Consider the following 22,151-nt stretch of genomic DNA (forward strand, 5'->3'; position numbering starts at 1 on the left):
GGAGCCTTACATGGTGATTTCACCTTCGCGGATCGAAACCAGCGGTTCCAGGTGTGCCCGTGCCGCCGGGCCGCGGCTCGTCCGGTTCAGGATCGCGCTCGCCGGTGCGGCGCTGCTGATGCTCGCCGCCTGCCACAAGCCGGCATCCGAGCCTCCACCCGCGGCGGTCGACGTGACCGTCATGACGATCGCGCAGCGCGACACGCCTGTCGACTACGAATTCACCGCCCAGACGCAAAGCTCGCGCGAAGTCGAGATCCGGGCGCGCGTCGACGGCTTTCTCGACAAGCGCGTCTACATCGAGGGCTCGCTGGTGAACGCCGGGCAGGTGCTCTTCCTGATGGATCCGAAGCCGTTCGAAGCGGCGCTGCAGTCGGCGCGGGGGCAGCTCGCGCAGCAGCAGGCAAGGCTCGCCGTGACAAAGGCCAATCTCGCGCGCGTGGTGCCGCTCGTCGCGCAGAACGCATTGAGCCAGAAGGACCTCGACGACGCCACCGGCAACGAGAAGGAGGCCGAGGCCGCGGTGATCGCGGCAAAGGGCCAGGTCCTCACAGCCGAACTCAACCTGAGCTACACGACGATCAAGTCTCCATTGAAGGGCCTGTCGAGCTTTGCGAGGCAACAGGACGGCAGCTACGTGACGGCGACCGCCTCGGGTCTGCTCACCTACGTGTATCAGCTCGACCCGATGTGGGTGAACTTCAGCGTCTCGGAGAACGAGCTTCTGTCCTACCGGGATCAGGAAGCGAAGGGACTGATCAAGTTTCCTCCAAACCGCGACTTCGAGGTTGCCGTGATCCTCGCCGACGGCTCGGTGTTTCCGGACCGCGGCCACATCAACTTCACCAATCCCGCGTTCAACACGCAGACGGGCACGTTCCTCGTGCGCGCCTCGTTCGCGAATCCGCAGGGCGTGCTGCGCCCCGGGCAGTTCGTGCGCGCGCGGGTGTCGGGCGCGGTGCGTCCGAACGCGATCCTCGTGCCGCAGCGCGCGGTGCTGCAGGGCTCGAAGAGCCACTTCGTGTGGGTGGTGGACAAGGATTCGAAGGCGCATCAGCGTGTGGTCGAAGTCGGCACGTGGAACGGCGACGACTGGTTCATCAACGACGGCCTGAAGCCGGGCGAGCGCATCGTCGTGGACGGCGCGCTGCGCGTGGTCGCCGACGCGCCGCTCAAGATCAGCGAGGCGCCGCCGCAGGCGGCTGGCGGGCCGGCCTCCGCCGCCCGGCCGTCCGCCGCTCCCCTGACGCAATGAGCGGACGGGCGACATGAACATCTCCCACTTCTGCATCGACCGGCCCATCTTCGCGACGGTCATCTCGATCGTCATCACGCTCGGCGGGTCGCTTGCAATGCTCGCGAGCCCGATCGCGCAGTACCCCGAGATCACGCCGCCGCAGATCACGGTTTCGGCCCCGTATCCGGGTGCGACGGCGGACGTCGTCGCGAACAACGTGGCGGCGCCGATCGAGCAGCAGGTCAACGGCGCGGACAACATGATCTACATGAGCTCGTCCAGCTCGTCGACGGGCAACTACTCGCTCAACGTGTACTTCCAGATCGGCACCAACCCCGAGCTCGCGCAGGTGGACGTGCAGAACCGCGTGAACCTCGCGCTGCCGCAACTGCCACAGTCGGTGCAGTCGCAGGGCATTCAGGTGCAGAAGAAGTCGCAGGCGTTCATGATGGTGATCGCCATCTATTCGCCGACGGAGCGCTACGACTCGACCTACATCGCCAACTACGCGAACATCTACGTGCTCGACGCCCTGAAGCGCATCCCGGGGGCGAACCAGTCGAGCATCTTCGGCACGCCCGACTACGCGATGCGCATCTGGCTCAAGCCCGACCGGATGGCGCAGCTCGGCGTGACGGCCACCGACGTGCAGAGGGCCGTGGCGAACCAGAACCAGCAGTTCGCCGTGGGCAGCATCGGCCAGTCGCCGACCGGCGCGCCGGTCGAGCAGTCGTTCGCGGTGACGACGACGGGGCGGCTCGCCGATCCCACGGAGTTCGACAACATCATCATCCGCGCGGCGAGCGGCGATGCCGCGATCGTGCGTCTGAGGGACATCGGCCGCGCCGAACTCGGCCAGAAGGATTACTCGATCCGCAGCAAGTTCCAGGGCAAGCCGGCGACGGTCATGGCGGTGTACCAGCAGCCGGGCGCCAACGCGCTCGACGTGTCCAACCAGGTGCGCAAGACGCTCGAGGAGATGAAGAAGACGTTTCCGGAAGGGCTCGAGTACGAAATCGCGATGGACACGACCGAGTTCACGCGCGCCTCGATCTCCGACGTGGTCCACACGTTCTTCGAAGCACTCGTGCTGGTGGTGATCGTCGTGTTCGTGTTCCTGCAGAGCCTGCGCGCCACGCTGATTCCGGTGCTCGCGGTGCCGGTGTCGATCGTCGGCACCTTCATGGGCATGCTCGCACTCGGCTTCTCGATCAACATGCTGACGCTCTTCGGCATGGTGCTCGCAATCGGCATCGTGGTGGACGACGCGATCGTCGTGATCGAGAACGTCGAGCGCAACATGAACGTGCACAAGCTGAATCCGAAGGATGCGGCCAAACGCGCGATGGACGAGGTGTCGGGCCCGGTCGTGGCCATCGTGCTCGTCATGTGCGCGGTGTTCGTGCCGGTGGCGTTCCTCGGCGGCATCACGGGGCAGCTGTACAAGCAGTTCGCGATCACGATCGCGATCTCGGTGGTGTTGTCCGGCGTCGTCGCGCTCACGCTGTCCCCGGCGCTCGCCGCGTTGCTGCTCAAGCCCGGACACCACGAGAAGAAGGGCTTCTTCAGATGGTTCGACAACGTGTTCGGACGGATGACCGCGGGCTACACGAACTGGGTGAAGCTCGTCATCAAGCGCTTCGTGGTGGCGCTCCTGCTCTTCGGGGGCATGATCGTGCTCGCGCTGATCATGATGCGTTCGGTTCCGACCTCGTTCCTGCCGCCGGAGGACCAGGGCTACCTGCTCGGCGCGGTCATCATGCCCGACGCGGCGAGCCTCGACCGGACCGGCGACGTGTCCCAGCACGTCACCGACTATTTCATGAAGCAGCCGGCCGTGGGCAGCGTCACGATCGTCGACGGGTACAGCCTGCTCGACAGCCAGAACAAGAACAATGCGTCGACGTTCTTCATCGGCTTCAAGAGTTTCGACGAACGCTACAAGTTCGCCAACATCAAGACCCAGAACGCGCGGGCCGTGCTGGTCGACGCCTACGCGGCGCTCTCCAAGGTGAAGGAGGGGATCATCCTGCCGGTCAATCCGCCGGCCATTCCGGGGCTCGGCACCACCGGCGGCACGGAAATGTGGATCCAGAGCAAGGGCGACGCGACCATTCCGCAGCTCGCGGGCGTGGTGAACCAGTTCCTCGCGAAGGCGAAGGAACGGCCCGAGCTCGCGCGCGTCACGTCCACCTTCAACGCGGCGTCGCAGCAGCTGATGGTCAACGTGGACCGCGACAAGGCCGAGACGCTCGGCGTGCCGATCGAGGAGGTGTATAGCGCAATGCAGACGATGTTCGGCTCGCTCTACGTGTCGCAGTTCAACCGTTCGAGCCGGCTGTGGCAGGTGATCCTGCAGGCGGAGCCTTCGTACCGGCTGCGGCCCGAGGATCTCGACCAGATCTTCGTGCGCAACAAGACCGGCGACATGGTGCCGCTCAAGGCGGTCGTCACCACGAAATACGTGACCGGCCCCGATCTCGTCACGCGCTTCAACAATTTCCCCGCCGTCAAGATCACGGCGAACGCCGCGCCGGGATACAGCTCGGGGCAGGTGCTCTCGACGCTCGAGGCGGTTTCCGACGAGGTGTTGCCGCAGGGCTACGGCGTCGGGTGGAGCGGCGAGGCCTACGAAGCGAGGCAGGCGGGCAACACCGCGGTGCTCGTGTTCGCGTTCGGGCTCGTGATGGTGTTCCTGATTCTCGCCGCGCAGTACGAGAAGTGGAGTCTGCCTGTCGGTGTCCTGTTGGCGGTGCCGTTCGCGCTCTTTGGCGCGCTGCTCGCGATCATGCTGCGCGGTCTCGAAAACGACGTCTACTTCCAGATCGGCCTGACGATGCTGGTGGCCCTCGCGGCGAAGAACGCGATCCTGATCTTCGAGTTTGCCGTGCTGAACCGGGAGGCCGGGCAATCGGTGTACGAATCGGCGGTGACCGCCGCGACCGAGCGCCTGCGTCCGATCGTGATGACCTCGCTCGCGTTCATTCTCGGCTGCGTGCCGCTCGCCATCGCGACGGGCGCATCGGCGAACAGCCGCCATTCGATCGGCACCGGCGTGATCGGCGGCATGCTCGGCGCGACCGTCATCGCGGTATTCTTCATCCCGATGTTCTTCTACGTGCTCGAAACGATGTCGGAGAAATCGGGCGGCGACAAGAAGACGCCCGGCGGGGCGGGCGGGCCGCCGGCGGCTGGGGGACCGAAAGAGGGACCGAAGCCCGGACCGAGGGAAGGCGGCGCGGGCCCCGTTGGCGCGGGTTCGGGCGGCACGGCGGCCACGCCGTCGGCCAGGCGCGAGGACGAGTGACATGCGCGCACCGGCTCTCACGCTCCTCGCGCTCGCTTCGCTCCTCGCGCTCAACGGCTGCCTGCTCGGGCCGAACTACGAGCGCCCCGCGATCGACACGCCCGCCACGTTCCGCTTCGCGCAGGACGACGCGAAGGAAATCGTCGATACGGTGTGGTGGGAGCAGTTCCACGACCCCGGGCTCAACGAGCTGATCAGCATCGCGCTCGCCGAGAACAAGGACGTGAAGATTGCGGCCGCGCGCGTCGAGCAGTTCCTCGGCCAGTTCCAGGTCACGCGCTCGCAGCTGTTTCCGCAGGTCGGCGCCGGCTTCGACGCCGAGCGCCAGCGCGTGCCGATCGGCTCGGCCGCGCTGCCGGCCGGCGTCGGCCCGGTGTTCAACCAGTTCTCCGCGACGCTTTCGGCGTCGTGGGAAATCGATGTCTTCGGCAAGCTCCGGCGCCAGACCGAGGCTGCGCGCGCGAGCCTGCTCGCAAGCGAAGAAGGGCGCCGCGCGACGATCCTTGCGCTCGTGACATCGGTGGCGTCGTCGTATATCGCGCTCGTGTCGTTCGACCGCCAGCTCGAGATCGCCAAGGCCACCACCGAAAGCCGTGCCGATTCGGTGAAGGTTTTCACGCTGCGCTTCAAGTATGGCGAGGTCTCGCAGATGGAGCTCGCGCAGAGCCAGTCGGAATACGAGGCCTCGCTCGCCACGATCCCGCAGATCGAGCTGCAGATCGCGCAGCAGGAAGACGCGCTCTCGATCCTGCTCGGGCGCAATCCGCAGGCGATCCCGCGCGACCGCGAACTCGACGATCTCACGATGCCCGTCGTGCCCGCGGGCCTTCCCTCGGAACTCCTCACGCGCCGGCCCGACCTGAGGCAGGCCGAGCAGAACCTGATCGCGGCGAATGCGCTGATCGGCGCGGCGCGCGCGCTGTACTTCCCGTCGATCTCGCTCACCGGGCTGTTCGGCACCGCCAGCACGCAGTTCTCGAGCCTCTTCACGGGGCCGTCGAGGGTGTGGTCGTTCGCGGGTGCGGTCACCATGCCGATCTTCACGGCGGGCAACATCAGCGGCCAGGTGAAGCAGGCCGAGGCGCAGCAGCAGGAATTTCTCCTCCAGTATCAGAAGTCGATCCAGGTGGCGTTCCAGGAAGTCGCCGATGCACTCGTCTCGGTGCAGAAGACCCGCGACGCGCTGCTCGTGCAGGGGCGCCAGGTGGATGCGCTGCGCACGTATTCGCGCCTCGCGCGGCTGCGCTACGAAGGCGGCTATACGAGCTACATCGAAGTGCTCGACGCCGAGCGCAGCCTGTTCAACGCGCAGCTGAACTACGCGCAGACGCAGGGCAACGTGTTCACGTCGATGGTGAATCTCTACAAGGCGATGGGCGGCGGCTGGGTGGGCGACGCCGAGCGCATGACCGCGGCGGTGTACGGCTCGAACGGCCCGCCCCCCGGGTCTGCCGGATCTGGCGGCTCTGGGTATTCCCAGACACAGCCTGCACAGGAGCCAAAGGCGCCGCCGGCGCCGGCGCCGTCCGGTGCGCAGGGCACGACAGGGGCGCCTCCATGAGCCGCGCGCCCCTGATCGCCTGCCATGAGTGCGACCTGTTGCAGCACGAGACGGTGCTCGCGGACGGCGGCGTCGCGCGCTGCCGGCGCTGCAATGCGGAGCTGTACCGCAGCCGGCCCGACGGCCTGAACCGGGCGCTCGCCTGGACGCTCGCGGCCATCGTGCTGTTCGCGATCGCGAACGCGTTTCCGATCGTGGGGCTCTCGGTGAACGGCGACCTCGTCCAGACGACGCTCTTCGGCGCCGCGCGCATCCTGTACCGCGACGGCATGTGGCCGCTCGCCGGCCTCGTCCTCGCGACCACCATCGTGATGCCGCTGCTGCAGATGGTGACCATGACGTATCTGCTGCTGCCATTGCGCTTCGGACGCGCGCCGCTGCATCCGGAAGTGATGTTTCGCACGCTGCGTCTCTCCGAGCCGTGGGGCATGACCGAGGTGCTGATCCTCGGCCTCCTCGTCGCGCTCGTGAAGCTCGCGCATATCGCGGGGGTCGTGCCGGGCGTCGCGCTCTGGGCGTTCGGCGCGGTGATGCTCGCGCTCGCGGCGGTCTCCTCCGCCTTCGATCCGCGCGAGTTCTGGGAGCAGGTCAGCGCGGCGCGCAGGGCCTCCGGCGCCGGCGCGAACCAGACGCACGTGAACCACGAGACGCACGCTGCGCCCATCCACGCACCGGCACCGGCATCGGCACCGGCCGCGGCACCGACGGCCGCGCGCGCGGGCCTGTTCGTCTGCCACGACTGCGGGCTGCTGTCGAAGGCGGAGCCTCACGCACACGAGGCGACGTGCCCGCGCTGCGGCGCGCAACTGCATTTTCGCAAGCCGGACAGCATCACGCGCACCTGGGCGTACCTGATCTCCGCGATCGTCCTCTATATCCCGGCCAACACGCTTCCGATGATGGATACGAGTTCGCTCTTCGGCGCGCAGCGGGACACCATCATGAGCGGCGTGGTGTATCTCTGGACTTCGGGCTCGTGGCCGCTCGCGGTGGTGGTATTCATCGCGAGCATCGCGGTGCCGATGCTCAAGATCATGGCGCTCGTGTTCCTCGTCGTGACGGCGCAGCGGCGATCGCTGTGGCTGCCCGTGTACCGCACGCGCGTCTACCGGGTGGTGGAGATCGTCGGGCGCTGGTCGATGCTCGACATCTACGTCGTCACCGTGCTCGTCGCGCTCGTGCAGTTCAACGCGCTCGCCACCATCAACGCCGGTCCCGCGGCGATCGCGTTCGGGGCCGTGGTCGTGCTGACGATGTTCGCGGCGATGTCCTTCGACCCGCGCCTGATCTGGGATCCTACCGAGAGAGACGATGGCTAGGCCACCCGACGAACCCGACTTTCCCGAAGCCGTCGCCACGCGCCGCTCGCGCTGGCGGCTGCAGCTTGTGTGGCTCGTGCCGCTCGTCGCGGTGCTGATCGGCGGCTGGCTCGCGGTGCACGCGATCCTGCAGAAAGGCCCGACCATCACCATCAGCTTCGCCACGGGCGAAGGGCTGGAAGCGGGCAAGACCAAGATCAAGTTCAAGAACGTCGACGTCGGCGTCGTCACGACGGTCGCGCTGTCGCCCGATCACAAGAGCGTGGTCGCCACCGCCGAGCTTGCGAAGGACGCGTCGAGCATGCTGGTCGAAGACACGCGCTTCTGGGTCGTGCGGCCGCGCATTTCCGGCGGCACGGTCTCGGGGCTCGGCACGCTGATCTCCGGCTCGTTCATCGGCATGGACATCGGCGCCGCGCAGGGCAAGTCGCGGCGCAGCTTCGTCGGGCTGGAAACGCCGCCGGTGTTCGCGAGCGGCGTGCCCGGGCGCGAGTTCGTGCTGAAGAGCGAGAGCATGGGCTCGCTCGATGTCGGCTCCCCCGTCTACTTCCGGCGCCTGCAGGTGGGCCAGGTGACCCGCTACGACCTCGATGCGGACGGCTCGGGCGTCACGCTGCGCGTCTTCATCAATGCACCGTACGACAAGTACGTGAAGGGCGACACGCGCTTCTGGCAGGCAAGCGGCGTGGACGTCTCGCTCGACACGAACGGCGTGAAGGTCAACACCGAGTCGCTCGTGGCGATCCTGATCGGCGGTCTCGCGTTCCAGAGTCCGCCCGATTCGATGGACGTGGCCGAGGCCGGGCCGAACACCGAGTTCCGGCTCTTCAACGACCGCACCGAGGCGATGAAGCGGCACGACCGCATCGTCGATACCTACGTGTTCAATTTCAAGGAATCGGTGCGCGGGTTGACTGTGGGCGCGCCGGTCGACTTCCGCGGCATCGTGGTGGGCGAGGTCGCGGCGATCTATACGCGCTTCGACCGGGTGAACAAGGAGTTCAGCATTCCCGTGGAAGTGCGCTTCTATCCGGAGCGCTTCACGTCGCGCTTCGAGTCGGGCAAGCAGGGCGGCCGGCTCACGACAGACCGCCGCGAGCTTGCGGACTGGCTGACCGCGCGCGGCCTGCGCGGGCAGCTGAGAACGGCGAACCTGCTGACGGGCCAGCTCTACATCGCGCTCGATTTCTTCCCGAACGCGCCGAAGGCGAGCATGGACTGGAACACGAGCCCGCCCGAGCTGCCGACGGTGCCGGGCGGACTGCAATCGCTGCAGGAGGCGGTGACGAGCGTCGTCGCGAAACTCAACAGGATACCGTTCGAGGGAATCGGCAAGGACCTGCGCCAGACGCTCCAGAATGCCGACGCGCTCTTGAAGACGCTTGACCGGGTCGTCGCGCCCGAGGCCCGCGCGACGCTGATCGCGGCACGCACCGCGCTCGACTCGGCGAGCAACGCGATGCAGCCGAACTCGGCGCTCGCGCAGACCACGGTGGACACGATGCGGGAAATGTCGCGCATGGCGGCGTCCTTCCGCGCGCTCGCCGACTATCTCGAGCGCCATCCCGAGGCGCTCATTCGCGGCAAGCCGGAGGATAAACAGTGATGCGCTCCTTCCTGTTGGCAGCCGCGGCGGCCACGCTCATGAGCGGATGCGCGAGCACGCCGCAGGCGAAGTTCTACACTCTGGGCGCGCGGCCGGCGCAGGAGAACGCCCAGACGGCGCCCGCGCGCCTGAGCATTTCGATCGACGCGGTGACCGTGCCCGAACTGGTGGACCGTCCGCAGATGGTCGTGAGAATCGACGCGACGCAGGTCAGGATCGACGAGTACGCGCGCTGGGCCGAGCCGCTGAAAAGCCAGATCACGAACGTGCTCGTGGCGGACCTCGCGCAGGCGCTGCCGGGCGCGCTCGTCACGGGCTACGGGCAGTGGGCAGGCGAGGCGCAGTCGTACCACCTGCAGGTCGACGTGCAGAGCTTCGAATCGGCGGCCGACACGGCGACCATCGGGGCGGTCTGGACCGTGCGCTCGCCGAAGAAGGGCTCGGCGGTGAGCGGGCGCACCGTCGTGCATGAACCCGTGAGCGGGCAGGGCTACGACGCGCTCGTCGACGCCCACAGCCGCGCGCTCGCGATCATCAGCCGCGACATCGCCGCCGCCATCCGCGCGGGGCTCGTGCAGTAGACCCGGGCACGCGCCGGATCAGCGCGTGCGATGCGCCCGGTGCGGCTGACGCTCGCCGAGCGAATCATAGATGGGCGGACAGCGCAGCATGATGGGCACGACCATCGCCGTGAAGCAGGCGGCGAGCATCGGCAGCAGCTGGGTGAAGCCGCCCGTCATCTCCGTGACGAGGACGATGCCCGTCACCGGCGCGCGCACGACCGCCGTGAAGAACGCCGCCATTCCGACGACGGCGAACGCCGACGGCTCGGCGCCGAGACCCGGCAGCCAGTGCGCGCAGGCCCGGCCGAAGACGAGGCCCGTCTGCGCGCCGAGCACGAGCATCGGCGCGAAGAGTCCGCCGGGCGTACCCGCCGCATACGACACGGCGCCGAGGCCGAAACGCACCACGAATACCAGCGCGATGCCGGCCACGGCGCCGCCGCCGGCGAGCGCGCGCTGCGTGAGCGGGTCGCCGCCGCCCGCGAGGTCCGGCGCGAACCAGGCGAGCAGGCCGACCGCCACGCCGACCAGCGCCGCGCGCACCTCCGCCGGCCAGCGCGCGAGACGGTCGGCGGCAGAGAGGCTCCAGAGGATCGCGCGGCAATAGGCGACGCCGAGCAGCCCGGCAAGCGCGCCGAGCAAGAGGTGCGCCGGCAGCGTGGCGAAGCCCGGGAACGGGTGCATCGCGACTTCGAAGTCGGGGACGTCGCCGTGCATCAGCCGCGCGACCGCGATGGCGCCGGCCGAAGCGCCGAGCGCGGCGACGGCGGTGCGCGTCTCGAAGCGCCTCACGAGTTCCTCGAGCACGAACACCGCGCCCGCGATCGGCGCGTTGAACGCCGTGGCGAGGCCCGCGCCGGCACCGGCCGCGAGCAGAACGCGGCAGTCTTCGGCGTTGCGCCGCAGCAGCATGCCGAGCCCGTGCGCAATCGATGCGCCCATCTGCACGGTCGGCCCTTCACGGCCGAGCGCGAGCCCCGCGCCGATGGCGAGCACGCCGCCGATGAACTTCACGGGAATCAGCACGAGCGGCGCGGGCGGCAGGTCTCCGTGCAGCACGCTCTCGACGTGCGGGATGCCGCTGCCGCTCGCCTCGGGCGCGAAGCGCCTGACGAGCCACGCGGCAAGCGCGGTGCACGCGGCCGCGGCGACGATCACGAGCACGAAGCCGGTCACGTGCTGCGTGTGCCCCCATGCGATGAACGCGTGGCGCAATCCGTCCGCGCGTTCGAGCGAAAGCCGGAAGAGCGTGCCGATCGCACCGGCAGCCGCTCCGACGACGAGCGAAACGGCCGCGAGCGCGACGAGGCCGCGGTGCGGCTCTTCGACTTCGGTGCTGTTCATGATCTGCGCACGTCCGGTTTGAAGGCTTCGTGCCACGCACTGCATCCGCACGAAGCGGCAGCGGCGCGGCCTGTCGCGCGCGTGTCGGGGCGGTCTACGACGGCGTGCACGCGCCGAACAGCACGAACACATCCTCGCGGTTGACGAGCGTCGTGGACATGGTGCCGGTCTTGGTGTCGAGGGCGATGCTCCAGCCGTAGCCGAGCTCCGTGCCCTGCATGATCAGCTGGCCGTCGGACGGCTCCATGTAGCGGATCGGGGTCGAGCGCTGTGAGCTGGTCACCGTTTTTTTCGCGAAGTCGATGCGCACGAACTGCGGCGCGCCGAGGATCGCGGGCAGCGTGCGGAAGCACACCTCGCCGATGTCGCAGAAATGCGCATCGACGGTTGCGCACAGGAGCGGCTTGCTGCCGTCGAAGTCCGCGCCGAGCACCCACGAGGGCGACGAGCACACAGCGATCGCGAGGGCGGCTGCCCTCAGTGTCTTCAACATGGCTGCTCCTTCTGCCTGTCCCGGCCGCCGATGCCGCGCGGCGTCCGGCTGGTGTCCTGGTGTCTATTCGACCGTGTAGCCGCGGCCGGTCATGCAGGCGCCCACCGCGCGGTTGTAGGTCGAAAGCTCGCTCGACGCCTGCCCCTGCATGCCCTGCTGCTGCATCTCGGCCTGTTGCTGCTCCCGGCGCATGCGCATGCCGGAGCCCATCGTGCCGACGAGCGCGCCGATCCCCGCGCCTTCGCCCCAGTGGCCGCCGGCGGCGCCGCCGATGAGCGTGCCGAACAGCGCGCCGCCGCCCGCGCCGCGAAAGAGCCTGCCACGCTGCTGCTCGGGCGGCGGGCTGCTCGCCATGCGCTGCGCGAGCGCGACGGGATCGACGCCGGTGGTCTGCTGCGCCCACGAGCGGCATTCGGCGGTATCGGTCTGCTGGCGCTCCGGACTCTGCCCGCGAGCGGGGTAGATGATCGGCTGTTGCGCCGCTGCGGCACATGCCAGCGACGAGATCGCGAGGCCGCTCAGAAGTCGAACGATTCGTTGCATGGCTCGGTGTCCCATGAAATCCCCGCGACCGCTTGGTCCGCGATATCCGGGCTGCGGTTCGAATGACGTGACCGGTCCATCACGGCCTCGCGGCGGATGAACTGAACGGATTATTGGTGCGCGCGAGCCGCAAGGCTATTGGACCTTGGTCCAATAGGGCCGGGCGGGCCAGCGGGGGCGGATGGGACGGACGGGGAGGACGGGCGGCCGCGAGCGCCGGGTGCCGCGCGCGCACGCAAACGTCCTACGGATGGTCCTGCGCCCGTGCCGCGCTAGTCCTGTGCCTCGCCGGACCCGCCGCCCGCCGCGTGCAGCGACACGAGGCGCGCCAGCACGATGGCCGGATACAGCTGGCCGATCAGCGCTTCGAGAATCGCAAGCGATCTCGCCGCGGGCGCGAGCGGCGTGACGTCGCCAAAGCCGACGGTCGTGAGCGTGACGAAACTGAAGTAGATCCACGTCGCGTGGTCGGCCGGACGGTTCGCGTGCTCATCCATGCCGGTGAACGCCTCGCCGATGCGAACGCTGACGAGCTCGTACGCCTCGGCCCACACCACGCCGATCAGGATGTAGAGCGCGACGGCGCCGAGGATGCGGTCGAATGTCACCGTGCCGCCGCTGAACACCTTGATGCCGATGACCGCCCCGAGTATGCCCAGCGAGACGAGCGCCGTTTCGTCCGTGACGCCGGGCATCGCGCCCTCGGGCACGAGCCATGCCAGCCAGCGCACGACGATCGCGACGGCCGCGACCGCGGTAATCACCGCGAACTGCATGCGGCGGTCCGACACGGCCGCGACGCCCGTGAGCAGGATGAGCGTGAGCAGCACGTCGCGCAGGATCCGCGAGACGAGGCTTTCCGGCGCGAGCGAGAAGGGCATGACGAACACGTTGATCACCAGCAGGATGAGGAGCACGGCCATGCTGCCGATGCGCAGCCGCACCGAGCGATATCGCCACCATTGCGGGCTTTTCATTGCGGGCTCCTCGCCGAGCGGACGGCTGCTGCGCCGTTCTCAATGTAGGCGAGTTCGATGAAGTAGCAACCCCGGCGTCGGAGGCAACGCGTCGCCGGCCGCCGGCGGGAGGGCCGGCGCTCAGGCGCCGGGGCGCTCCGCCGGCTTGAAAATTCCGGCGCCCTGACGGAAACTCGCGTGCTGGCGGGGCTGCGCGCATGCGTCCCGTGGTTCTGGCCGACCTCGTTTCGCCGCTTCGGCCGATGCCGCACATGAAACGCCGAAACGCGCCCGAATTCATCACACCTCATCTGGAGCACGCATGTCTACTGCGGGTCTTTTCCTCACCGCCAGCGGAGTCGGTCTGGCGGTTGCCGCGCCCGTCGGTCCGATGGGCATGCTGTGCATCCGGCGCACGCTTACCGAGGGCCCGCGAGCGGGCCTCTCGATCGGCTTCGGGATCGCGTGCGGAGATGCCATCTACGGGCTCGTGGCCGCGTTGGGCATGGTGAGCGTCTCGCGGTTCATGCTGGCCTACGACAAGCCGCTGCATCTCGTCGCGGGCCTCTTTCTGCTTTATCTCGGCATCCGCACGTTCATGCACAAGCCCGCGGACGACGCCGCGAACGCGGCACCCGCTCCCGCCGGCATGGGGCGCGCCTTCGCCAGTTCGCTGCTGCTCACGCTCACCAACCCTCAGACGATCATCATGTTCGCCGCGCTCTTCGCGACGCTTGCGCCGCGCGGGGCGTTCTCGCCGGGCGTCGCTTTGACGACGGTGCTCGGCGTGTTCTGCGGGTCGATTGCGTGGTGGTGTTTTCTCGTGACGGTGGTGTCGGGCGCGCGCCATGCGCTCGGCGTCAGGGTGCGCCGGCTGATCGACCGCGCCGCGGGGCTCGCGCTGGCCGGATTCGGCGTCGCGGAGATCCGGCGTTCGGTCTGACGCGCGCGGGACCCGCAAGCGGCCCGGAAGCACGCGCAGAAGGGGGCCCGGAAGCGCCCCGGAGGCGGGTCGGAAAGCGGCTCAGAAATCGGCTCAGAAGCCCACGCGCCGTGAATAGCCCGTCAGTTCGAGATAGCCGCGCCCGGCCGTTCGCGCGCCCTGCCGCGCGGTGACGGCGCCTTCCCAGTAGATCGCGCCGGTGCTCGCGCGGCTGTCGAGTTCCTGGTCGTCCATGAGGGGCATCAGGTCGAGCGTGACTTCGCCCGCGCGCAGCTGCATCGCAACCGGATAGTCGATGCCGGTGCGCGGTGAGCGCCAGCGGCGCAATGCGCTGAAGCTCACGTCCGACGGCGCCAGTGCGGCGACGCTCCCGTCCGCGCGTCTCAATGCGCCGCCCGCCCAGAACTTGCCGCCGGTCTTGTCGCGCATCTGGAAGGCCATGAGCGCGCTGCCGTCGTCGAGATTGATGCCCGCCCAGTCCCAGCCGAGCGCCTCTTCGGCCAGATATTCGGACGACCATTCGTGATCGAGCCACGCGTCGCCGCTCACGCGCTCGGCCTTCCCCTGCCGCATGACCGTGCCGCTCACCTTCAGGTGCGGCGAGCTGTAGTAGTAGCTTGCCTGCGCGGGGCGGGGACCTTTCGAGCTGTAGCCCTGATCGCCCTGGACGAGCGGCGGCTGCGTTGTTTCGAGGACCAGCTGCAACGTGAAATCGCGTGCTTCGATCGTCGTCCGGTAGCGGTCCCCGGGCGTGCGCATGATGAACCACTTGCCGATGTGGACGTCGGTGTCGCCGTCGGCCGCCGTGGCGAGACCGAAGCCGCTGCGCGCCGAGCGCTCGTCGTGCTGCAGCTTGCCGAGCGCGGGATCGGAGATCGCGGCGTGAGCGAAGAGCAGCTCCCGGGGCGCGAAACGGCTGGGATTGCGCTGATCGAGCGGCGGGCGCGAGCGGAAGAACGTCACCTGAAAGCCGAGCGGCGCGCCCGATGCGGTGCGCAGCCAGCCGGTCACGTACCACCATTCGGTGCGAAATTCCGCGTGCGAGCCGTAGTCGCGCGGAAACGCCAGCGCATGGCCCGGCACCACGGCGGGGTAGACGGGCATGTCCTTCTGCTGTTCGTGGCGCTGCTCGGCGCGCGCAGCCACGAGCCACGCGCCGAGCAGCACGGCGAGCAGCGCAGCGAAGAGAAGCGGTGCGTGCCGTCTCACCAGTCCTCCCGCACCGCGTGTATCGCGCCCGCCGACATCGCCCGCCGCCCGCTCGCGAGCGCGGTCAGCGACGCCGCCGCGATGAGCGCGAGCGCCAGCGCCGCGAGAAGCCGCCAGGGCATGCTGAGGTCCATGGTCCAGTGAAACGACTGCGGGTTGACCACGTGGACCAGGATCAGCGCGATCGCCCAGCCGAGCACGCAGCCCGCCACGACGCCGAGCGAGGCGAGGAGCGCGCCTTCGAGCGCCAGCATCGCGCCGATCTGCGAGCGCGTCACGCCCACGTGCCGCAGCACGCCGAACTCGCGCGAGCGGGCGAGCGCCTGCGCGCTGAAGCTCGCGGCGATTCCGAACAGGCCGATCGCGATGGCGACCGCCTCCAGCAAATAGGTCACGGCGAAGCTGCGGTCGAACGCGCGCAGCCCCGCTTCGCGCATCGCGCCGGGCGTCGTGATGTCGAGGTGTCCGGCGCGTTGCGCGAGGCGCTCTCGCAGGCGCTCTGCGACAGCCTCGGTGGTGGCGCCCGGCGCGAGCCACAGGGCGGCGTCGGTAATGCGCGAGTCGCCGCTTGCGCGCTGGTAGTCGTCCAGATCGATCACGACCGCGCCGTTCTGGCGGACATAGTCGCGCCAGACGCCCGCCACCGTGAACGCGACCTGGCGCCCCGCGATCGGCAGCATCACGCGCTCGCCGGTGCGCATGCCGTAGAGGTCCGTCATCGCCTCGCTGACCCAGACGGGCGGCGGCTCGCCCGCACGCGGCTCGACGGGCGGGCCGGTGAGCGCGAGACGCGCCTCGGGATGCCGCTTGTCGATGGGCCGCGCGATCAGCGCCACCGCAGGCCGGCGCGGATTCAGCAGGATCTGGTTCGCGCGCGCGAACTCGACCCGGGCGACGCCGGGCGTCGCGGCGATCGCGGCGCGCTCGGCGTCGGGGAAAAAGCCGGTGTCGCCGGTGTCGGAGGTGCGCAGGTAGAGCTGCGCGGGCAGCACGGCGTTCAGCCAGCGGTCGACGGAATCGCGAAAGCTCGCGACCATGATCGCCATCGCCGCCATCAGGCTGAAGCTCGCGAGAATGCCGGCAAGCCCGATCGACGCGCGCCCCGGCGCCCCGGCGAGCTGCGCGAACGCGAGGTGGGGCACGGCGTGGCGCACGCTCGGCAGGATCGCGAAGGTCCAGTGGGCGAGGCGCGGCATCAGCAGGATCGCGCCGACTAGCAGCAGGGCGACCGACACGTAGCCGAAAACCGGCAGTCCCGCGACCGGCTTCGCCTGCGTCAGCGCAGCGCCCGCCACGATGATGCCGAGCGCGGGCCACGGCGTGGAGAGGCGGCGCAATACGGTTTCCTCGTCGCCGGCCTTGAGCGCCTGCGCGGGCCGCGCGCGCGCTGCTTCCCACGCGGGCGCAAGGCTGCCGGCAAGCGACGCCGCAATGCCGAGCGCGGCAAAGCCGAGCGCGCTCGCCACGCTCGCGTGCAGCGTCGGGCGCACGCCCGGGAAATAGCCGCCGCCCAGGTCGCCGCCCCAGTAGCGCAGCACCGCCGCCGCGAGGCCGAGCCCGAGCACGATGCCGAGCACGGCGCCCGCGAGCCCCTGCGCGGCGCCTTCGGCAAGCAGCATGCGCGAGAGGCCGCCGCGCGTCATGCCGAGCGCGCGCAGCAGCGCAAGCTGCGTGCGCCGCCGGATCACCGAGAGCGCCTGCGTCGAAAACACCAGGAACGCGCCGGTGAAGAGCGCCACGAGCGCGAGCACGTCCAGATTCACGCGATACGCCCGCGAGAGGGTCGCCGTGACGCGCAGCTTGTCCTCGGGTGCGAACGCCGCGACGCCCGCGGGCAAAAGCGGCGGCAGCGTGCGGCGAAACGCGTTCGCATCGACGCCCGGCGCGAGCTTCAGGTCGATGCGCTGGATGAGGCCGATCCGGCCGAAGCGCCATTGCGCCGCGCCGATGTCCATCACCGCGAAGCGCAGCCCCTCGCCCGCGGCGGGCAACGAACCCGCCACGCGCAGCGCGACGGTGTCGAGGCCGGTCTGCACGGTGAGCGTGTCGCCGGGTTTGAGCCCGAGCCAGGCGAGCGCGGCCGGGGAGAGAAACACGGCCGACGGATCGAACAGGTCGAGGCGCTGCGGCTCGCCGTCAGCCTCTTTCGCGGCCGGCTGGCCGACGAGCCCGGGATTCACCGCGACCGCGCGAAACGCGTCGATGCCGAAGAGCCGCAGCGCTTCCTGCTGCCCCGGCAGGCGCGCCTCGACCTCGACGACGGGGCTCGCCTCGGCCACCTGCGGAAGGCTCGCGATGCGCGCGTAGACCGTTTCGTCGAAACCCGTGCGCGGGCCGCGGATCTCCAGGTCGGCGGCGCCCATCAGCGAGCGCGTCGCCTGCGAGAACTCGGCGAGCGCCGCATGGTTGATCAGGTGCACCGCGTAGCCCATCGCCACGCCGATCGCGATCGCGATCACGCTGAGCGCGACGCGCCCGGGATGCGCGCGCAGTTCGCCCGCGAGCAGGGTCTTCAGGAGCGCGGAGACGAGGCGCATCGCTCAGGCCTCGGAGCGGGTGGGGTGCGTCGGGAGCGTCGATTGTGCCGGTTGTGACGGTTGCGTCGCCTGGGGAGCGTGAAAGGGTGCGAGGCCCTCGGCCGTGAGCAGCAGGATGCGGTCGGCGGTGGCGGCCGCGAGCGCCGAATGCGTCACGATCAGGCCCGCGGTGCCCGCGGCGGCGCCCGCCTTGACCCGCTCGCGCAGGAGGCGCAGCACTTGCTGCGCCGTGTCCGGATCGAGATTGCCGGTGGGCTCGTCGGCGAGTATCAGGCGCGGCGCGTGCACGAGCGCGCGGGCGATCGCCACGCGCTGGGTCTCGCCGCCCGAAAGCTCGCGCGGCAGGCTGTCGTGACGCGTTTCCATGCCAAGCTCGGCGAGCATCGCCACCGCGCGCGAATGCGCGTCGCGCCGGCTCGCGCCGTTCAGAAGGAGCGGCAGCGCGACGTTCTGCGCGACCGTCAGATACGGCAGCACGTGAAACGCCTGGAATACGAAGCCCATCGAGCGGCGCCGCAGCAGGGTGGCCGCTTCGTCGTCGAGCGTGCACATATCCTCGCCCGCGACCACGACGCGGCCGCTGTCGGGCTTGTCGAGGCCCGCGATCAGGTTGAGCAGCGTCGACTTGCCGACCCCCGATTCGCCCATCACGGCGACGTATTCGCCGGCGCGCACCGTGAGACTGACCGAGCGCAGCACGGTGCGGCCGTGCGTGCCGCCGTGGGCCTTCGTGATCGACTCGACTGCCAGCACGTTCGTTCCGTCCGGTGGTTGCATATGGGGAGCACGGTCGCGAGGAGGAGAGGGCGATGTCCATTCTAGTCGCGGTTGCGGCGCCGCGCCCGAGGTCTTCCGAACGGAACGCGACTGTGCCGTGCCATTTTCGACCCCACGCAGGTCTCGCCACTGCTCGAACGGACAAAACGACGCAGCCGCTTCACAATAGGTGTTCAACTCAGGGTCATCCACCCCGGGTATTCAACCCAGCCGAGCGCACACCGCCGCCATGTTGCCCGCCGAATTCCGCCACGGCACCCGCGATCCCGCCGACGGCGCCTGCGCCGAATCTGGCGCCGACCCGATCGGCGCGGCGCAGGCGAGTTTCAGCTCGCTGTCGACCTACGCCCTGACGCTGCACTCCGCAAGCGCGCACGGCGAAAACGTGCGGCTGCGCTATGCGTTTCGCAAGCCGGGGTTCGTGCGCATGGATTTCATCGAGCCGCACGGGGGCGCGACGCTCATCTACAGTCCGCTGACGAAGGCCTCCCGGGTCTGGCCGCGCGGCTATCCTCGCTTTCCGTCGCTCGAACTCGACGCGGACAATCCGCTGATCCGCGGTCCGCACGGGCATCGCGTGGACGAATCCGATCTCGGCGCGCTGCTGCACAACATCCGCGCGCTGCAGGCGGGCGGCAGCACGTGCGTCGGCGGCGAGGAACGCGTCGGCACGCGCCGGACGACGCAGGTGGTGGTTGAGGGCGCGCCGGGGCGCACGGTGGCGCGCGTGCATCGCTATCTGCTGTGGCTGGATGCGGCGAGCGCGCTGCCGCTCAGGGTGGTGAGCGAGTCCGTGCTCGGCGAGCCGATCGATACGGTGGTCATGGACGACCTGTGTGTCGACGTGGCGCTGCCGCCGGATTTCTTCGGCTGATTGCTTCAGCCGGAATACGTGGGCAGCCTCCGGCAATGGTCACCGCGACTTTCCGCTTCTACGAGGAACTGAACGATTTCCTGCCGCCCGCGCTGCGCCGGCGCGACTTCGAGCGCACCTGCGCGCGCGCCGCGACGGCCAAGCACATGATCGAGGCGCTCGGCGTGCCGCACACGGAAGTCGAGCTGATCCTGATCAACGGGGAATCGTCGGGCTTCGGGCGGATTCTTTGCGACGGCGACCGCGTCGCGGTGTATCCGGTCTTCGAGGCGCTCGACGTCGCGCCGTTGCTGCGCGTGCGTGAGCGGCCGCTGCGCGTGACGCGCTTCGTCGCGGACGTGCATCTCGGCGCGCTCGCGCACCTGCTGCGCATGACGGGCTTCGACACGCTCTACGACCCCGGCTTCGAGGACAGCGTGATCGCCGGCATCGCCGCGCGCGAGCACCGCATCGTCCTCACGCGCGACTGCGAACTGCTCAAGCGCCGCGACATCACGCACGGATGTTTTGTGCACGCACTGAAGGGCGAGGCGCAGCTTCGCGAGATTTTCGAGCGGCTCGACCTCGCGCGCAGCGCGCGGCCCTTCACGCTGTGCCCGCACTGCAACGCGCCGGTGCGCGTCATCGACAGGGCCCTCGCCAGGCCGCGCGTGCCCGCGTGCGTGTACGAGGGCTACGAACGATTTACCACCTGCGACGCCTGCGGCCGCATCTTCTGGGAGGGCTGGCACCGCGAGCGCCTCTTCGCCATGCTCGAAGGGCGTCTGCCGGGCTGATTGCACGGTGATCCGCACGATCATTCGGGCCGCGCACGCGTACAATCAAGCATCGTCTGCATCGCTTCGACAGACTTCCCCCATGAGCCGCCTGCCGCGCCGCCGAATGCTTGTCGCGTCCGCCGTGGCCGCACTCGGCACGCTAGGCACGCTCGCCGCGCACAAGGTCACCATCGCCCTCGTCATGAAATCGCTCGACGACCCGTTCGTGATCGCGATGGTGGAGGGCGCGAAAAACTATCAGCGGCACTACGCGTCACAGCTCGACCTGACGACGCGCGGCACCGCGAGGGAAACCGACATCGACGGCCAGATCCGCCTGGTCGAGGAACTGATCGACGCCCGCACGAACGCCATCGTGATCGCGCCCGCCGATTCCACTGCGCTCATGCCCGCGGCCGCGAAGGCGATCGGCGCGGGCATTGTCGTGATCGCGATCGACAATCCGTTCGACGCCGCCGCCGAAGAGGCCGCGGACGTCTCGATTCCGTTTGTCGGGCCGGACAGCCGCAAGGGCGCGCGGCTCGTCGGCGCGTATCTCGGCAAGCGGCTCAGGCCGGGCGACGAAGTCGGGATCATCGAGGGCACGCAAGGCGGCCACAATGCGCAGGAGCGCACCGCGGGCTTCAGGCTGGCGATGGACGCGGCGGGCGCGAGGGTCGTCGCCGTGAGCGCGAGCGACTGGAGCGCGGGGCGCGGCCGCGTCGCGGCGCTTGCGATGCTCGGCGAGCATCCGCGCCTGCGCGCGCTGCTCTGCGGCAACGACAACCTCGCGATGGGCGCGGTCGAGGCGATCCGCGCGTCGGGCAAAACGGACAAGGTGTACGTGACGGGCTACAACAACATCGAGGAGATCGACCCGATGATCCGCGACGGCCGCGTGCTGGCCACGGTCGAGCAGTTCGCGGCGAAGCAGGCGGTGTTCGGCATCGACGTGGCGCTAAAGGCGCTCGCGGAGAACCGCAGGCAGGAGGACCTGTCGCAGTTCATCGAAACGCCGGTTCAGCTCGTCACGAAGGAAACATCGAAGACGCTGCGCATGGGCGCAGTGCAGGCGTGACATGAGCGTGGCGGCATGCCGCCGCCACGTATGCGATGCGAAAAGTTCGTGCGCAAAAAAATGGCGCCCCGGCGTCAGCGCGGCGACGACCAGCCCTTGTAGTTGCCGATGTTCTCGCGCGTGATGAGCGTCGAAGGCATCAGGATCATCGGGTTGGCGGGCTTCTTGCCGTTCATGATCTCGTAGCCGACGCTCACGGCGGTCTGCGCCATCGTCCACGGGTCCTGGCTCGCGGACGCCTGAATCAGCGTGTCGCTCTTGAGCGCCGTTTCGATGTCCGGCGCGCCGTCCACCGACGTGATCACGATGTCCTTGCGATGCAGCTGCTTGGCCGCGAGGTCGCTTCCCACGGCCTGCGGATCATTGATCGCGAAGAGCCCGTCGATCTTCGGGAAACGCGTGAGATAGCCCTGCATCGCGTTCATGCCGCCTTCGCGCGAGCCCTTCGCGTCCTGGTCGTCGGAGAGGATCTTGATGCCCGGCTCCTTCGCGAACACGGACTTGCAGCCCTTCACGCGATCGACCACGGCGGAGACGGGCGGCCCGTTCTCGATGATCACGTTGCCCTTGCCCTTCAGCTTCTTCGCGATGAAGTCGCAGGAGAGCTCGCCCGCCTGCACGTTGTTCGTCTGCACGGTCGCGTCGGCGCCCGCCGCGGCCACGTCCACCGCGATCACGACGATGCCCGCCGCGCGCGCCTTCTTCACGGCCGGCTCGATCGCCTTCGGGTCGGCGGCGTTGAGCAGGATCAGGTCGACGTGGGCGGAGATGAAGTTGTCGATCTGGGTGAACTGCTTGTTCATGTCGTAGTCGGCGGAGACCGCCGTCACCTTGACGCCCGGGTTGATCTGCTTCGCCTTCGCCTCGGCACCCTTCGTGATGGTCACGAAGTACGGGTTGCCGAGCGAGCCGACCGTGATGCCGATCGCCTTGAGCGGCTTGTCGGCGGCTTGCGCGGCACCGGACGCGACAGTGAGGCCCACGGCCAGCGCGACGCCGGCGGCAACGATTTTTTGCTTGAACATGTTATGTGTCTCCAGTGTGGT

Annotated in this window: 18 protein-coding genes; 10 read left to right on the forward strand and 8 right to left on the reverse strand. The window is 68.9% G+C overall.

Annotation, left to right across the window (positions count from 1 at the left end; all coding sequences use genetic code 11):
- The first annotated feature begins 10 nt into the window (after nucleotides 1–10).
- The 6 genes from BG61_RS06660 to BG61_RS06685 are packed head-to-tail and all read left to right on the forward strand — an operon-like array spanning nucleotide 11 to nucleotide 9,611.
- Nucleotides 11–1,255, forward strand: a complete 1,245-nt coding sequence (locus BG61_RS06660) for an efflux RND transporter periplasmic adaptor subunit (protein WP_051672331.1) — start codon at nucleotides 11–13, stop codon at nucleotides 1,253–1,255.
- Nucleotides 1,256–1,268: 13 nt separating this feature from the next.
- Nucleotides 1,269–4,544, forward strand: coding sequence for an efflux RND transporter permease subunit (locus tag BG61_RS06665; protein WP_035930864.1), 3,276 nt, complete (start codon nucleotides 1,269–1,271; stop codon nucleotides 4,542–4,544).
- Nucleotide 4,545: 1 nt separating this feature from the next.
- Nucleotides 4,546–6,105 carry an efflux transporter outer membrane subunit gene (locus BG61_RS06670; protein ID WP_075584122.1) on the forward strand — a complete coding sequence of 520 codons (1,560 nt, stop codon included), beginning with the start codon at nucleotides 4,546–4,548 and terminating at the stop codon, nucleotides 6,103–6,105.
- Nucleotides 6,102–7,424, forward strand: a complete 1,323-nt coding sequence (locus BG61_RS06675; protein ID WP_035930863.1) for a paraquat-inducible protein A — start codon at nucleotides 6,102–6,104, stop codon at nucleotides 7,422–7,424. Before BG61_RS06670 ends, BG61_RS06675 begins: the two co-directional genes overlap by 4 nt.
- Nucleotides 7,417–9,030 (forward strand): PqiB family protein, encoded by a 1,614-nt coding sequence (locus BG61_RS06680; RefSeq protein WP_035930862.1) that lies wholly within the window; start codon nucleotides 7,417–7,419, stop codon nucleotides 9,028–9,030. Before BG61_RS06675 ends, BG61_RS06680 begins: the two co-directional genes overlap by 8 nt.
- Nucleotides 9,030–9,611 carry a PqiC family protein gene (locus BG61_RS06685; protein ID WP_035930860.1) on the forward strand — a complete coding sequence of 194 codons (582 nt, stop codon included), beginning with the start codon at nucleotides 9,030–9,032 and terminating at the stop codon, nucleotides 9,609–9,611. The genes BG61_RS06680 and BG61_RS06685 overlap by 1 nt, the downstream gene beginning before the upstream one ends.
- An 18-nt stretch (nucleotides 9,612–9,629) precedes the next feature.
- On the opposite strand, the gene clcA is transcribed toward BG61_RS06685, so the two are convergent.
- From clcA to BG61_RS06705, 4 genes are all read right to left on the reverse strand, one after another.
- Complete coding sequence (clcA, locus tag BG61_RS06690; RefSeq protein WP_035930858.1) at nucleotides 9,630–10,937, reverse strand: H(+)/Cl(-) exchange transporter ClcA; 1,308 nt, start codon at nucleotides 10,935–10,937, stop codon at nucleotides 9,630–9,632.
- A 94-nt stretch (nucleotides 10,938–11,031) separates the two neighbouring features.
- Nucleotides 11,032–11,430, reverse strand: a complete 399-nt coding sequence (locus tag BG61_RS06695; protein ID WP_035930857.1) for a hypothetical protein — start codon at nucleotides 11,428–11,430, stop codon at nucleotides 11,032–11,034.
- A 63-nt stretch (nucleotides 11,431–11,493) separates the two neighbouring features.
- Nucleotides 11,494–11,973: a glycine zipper family protein gene (locus tag BG61_RS06700; RefSeq protein ID WP_035930856.1), complete on the reverse strand. Its 480-nt coding sequence runs from the start codon at nucleotides 11,971–11,973 to the stop codon at nucleotides 11,494–11,496.
- 272 nt (nucleotides 11,974–12,245) lie between these two features.
- Nucleotides 12,246–12,950, reverse strand: a complete 705-nt coding sequence (locus BG61_RS06705; RefSeq protein ID WP_051672332.1) for a potassium channel family protein — start codon at nucleotides 12,948–12,950, stop codon at nucleotides 12,246–12,248.
- Between the two features lie 301 nt (nucleotides 12,951–13,251).
- Here BG61_RS06705 and BG61_RS06710 point away from each other — a divergent pair, with 301 nt between their 5' ends.
- The gene (locus BG61_RS06710; protein WP_035930853.1) at nucleotides 13,252–13,872 is read left to right on the forward strand and encodes a LysE family translocator; all 621 of its coding nucleotides are present in this window, start codon (nucleotides 13,252–13,254) and stop codon (nucleotides 13,870–13,872) included.
- 93 nt (nucleotides 13,873–13,965) lie between these two features.
- Here BG61_RS06710 and BG61_RS43540 read toward each other — a convergent pair whose 3' ends face one another.
- The 3 genes from BG61_RS43540 to BG61_RS06725 all read right to left on the reverse strand — a co-directional run bounded on the left by BG61_RS43540 (nucleotide 13,966) and on the right by BG61_RS06725 (nucleotide 18,371).
- Nucleotides 13,966–14,976, reverse strand: a complete 1,011-nt coding sequence (locus tag BG61_RS43540) for a lipocalin-like domain-containing protein (protein WP_051672342.1) — start codon at nucleotides 14,974–14,976, stop codon at nucleotides 13,966–13,968.
- 101 nt (nucleotides 14,977–15,077) lie between these two features.
- The gene (locus BG61_RS43545; protein ID WP_035930852.1) at nucleotides 15,078–17,618 is read right to left on the reverse strand and encodes an FtsX-like permease family protein; all 2,541 of its coding nucleotides are present in this window, start codon (nucleotides 17,616–17,618) and stop codon (nucleotides 15,078–15,080) included.
- 3 nt (nucleotides 17,619–17,621) lie between these two features.
- Nucleotides 17,622–18,371, reverse strand: coding sequence for an ABC transporter ATP-binding protein (locus tag BG61_RS06725; RefSeq protein ID WP_129572127.1), 750 nt, complete (start codon nucleotides 18,369–18,371; stop codon nucleotides 17,622–17,624).
- A gap of 253 nt (nucleotides 18,372–18,624) precedes the next feature.
- On the opposite strand from BG61_RS06725, the gene BG61_RS06730 reads away from it, so the two are divergent.
- The 3 genes from BG61_RS06730 (at nucleotide 18,625) to BG61_RS06740 (ending at nucleotide 21,105) form a co-directional block, all read left to right on the forward strand.
- A complete protein-coding gene (locus tag BG61_RS06730; RefSeq protein WP_232256127.1) occupies nucleotides 18,625–19,269 on the forward strand; it encodes a LolA-like protein in 645 nt (214 codons plus the stop codon).
- A 35-nt stretch (nucleotides 19,270–19,304) separates the two neighbouring features.
- Complete coding sequence (locus tag BG61_RS06735; RefSeq protein WP_035930850.1) at nucleotides 19,305–20,045, forward strand: Mut7-C RNAse domain-containing protein; 741 nt, start codon at nucleotides 19,305–19,307, stop codon at nucleotides 20,043–20,045.
- 82 nt (nucleotides 20,046–20,127) lie between these two features.
- Nucleotides 20,128–21,105 (forward strand): substrate-binding domain-containing protein, encoded by a 978-nt coding sequence (locus BG61_RS06740; protein WP_035930849.1) that lies wholly within the window; start codon nucleotides 20,128–20,130, stop codon nucleotides 21,103–21,105.
- 74 nt (nucleotides 21,106–21,179) lie between these two features.
- On the opposite strand, the gene BG61_RS06745 is transcribed toward BG61_RS06740, so the two are convergent.
- Complete coding sequence (locus tag BG61_RS06745; protein WP_035930848.1) at nucleotides 21,180–22,130, reverse strand: ABC transporter substrate-binding protein; 951 nt, start codon at nucleotides 22,128–22,130, stop codon at nucleotides 21,180–21,182.
- Between the last annotated feature and the right edge of the window lie 21 nt (nucleotides 22,131–22,151).

The organism is Caballeronia glathei (assembly GCF_000698595.1).
In the GTDB taxonomy this organism is placed as follows: domain Bacteria; phylum Pseudomonadota; class Gammaproteobacteria; order Burkholderiales; family Burkholderiaceae; genus Caballeronia; species Caballeronia glathei.

Coding starts and splice junctions, on each gene's coding strand:
- BG61_RS06735 (WP_035930850.1), top strand. CDS start 19,305: ATGGTCACCGCGACTTTCCGCTTCTACGAGGAACTGAACGATTTCCTG.
- BG61_RS06675 (WP_035930863.1), top strand. CDS start 6,102: ATGAGCCGCGCGCCCCTGATCGCCTGCCATGAGTGCGACCTGTTGCAG.
- BG61_RS06700 (WP_035930856.1), bottom strand. CDS start 11,973: ATGCAACGAATCGTTCGACTTCTGAGCGGCCTCGCGATCTCGTCGCTG.
- BG61_RS06730 (WP_232256127.1), top strand. CDS start 18,625: ATGTTGCCCGCCGAATTCCGCCACGGCACCCGCGATCCCGCCGACGGC.
- BG61_RS06685 (WP_035930860.1), top strand. CDS start 9,030: ATGCGCTCCTTCCTGTTGGCAGCCGCGGCGGCCACGCTCATGAGCGGA.
- BG61_RS06745 (WP_035930848.1), bottom strand. CDS start 22,130: ATGTTCAAGCAAAAAATCGTTGCCGCCGGCGTCGCGCTGGCCGTGGGC.
- BG61_RS43540 (WP_051672342.1), bottom strand. CDS start 14,976: ATGCCCGTCTACCCCGCCGTGGTGCCGGGCCATGCGCTGGCGTTTCCG.
- BG61_RS06710 (WP_035930853.1), top strand. CDS start 13,252: ATGTCTACTGCGGGTCTTTTCCTCACCGCCAGCGGAGTCGGTCTGGCG.
- BG61_RS06695 (WP_035930857.1), bottom strand. CDS start 11,430: ATGTTGAAGACACTGAGGGCAGCCGCCCTCGCGATCGCTGTGTGCTCG.
- BG61_RS06670 (WP_075584122.1), top strand. CDS start 4,546: ATGCGCGCACCGGCTCTCACGCTCCTCGCGCTCGCTTCGCTCCTCGCG.
- BG61_RS06665 (WP_035930864.1), top strand. CDS start 1,269: ATGAACATCTCCCACTTCTGCATCGACCGGCCCATCTTCGCGACGGTC.
- BG61_RS06660 (WP_051672331.1), top strand. CDS start 11: ATGGTGATTTCACCTTCGCGGATCGAAACCAGCGGTTCCAGGTGTGCC.
- BG61_RS06680 (WP_035930862.1), top strand. CDS start 7,417: ATGGCTAGGCCACCCGACGAACCCGACTTTCCCGAAGCCGTCGCCACG.
- BG61_RS06705 (WP_051672332.1), bottom strand. CDS start 12,950: ATGAAAAGCCCGCAATGGTGGCGATATCGCTCGGTGCGGCTGCGCATC.
- BG61_RS06740 (WP_035930849.1), top strand. CDS start 20,128: ATGAGCCGCCTGCCGCGCCGCCGAATGCTTGTCGCGTCCGCCGTGGCC.
- BG61_RS43545 (WP_035930852.1), bottom strand. CDS start 17,618: ATGCGCCTCGTCTCCGCGCTCCTGAAGACCCTGCTCGCGGGCGAACTG.
- clcA (WP_035930858.1), bottom strand. CDS start 10,937: ATGAACAGCACCGAAGTCGAAGAGCCGCACCGCGGCCTCGTCGCGCTC.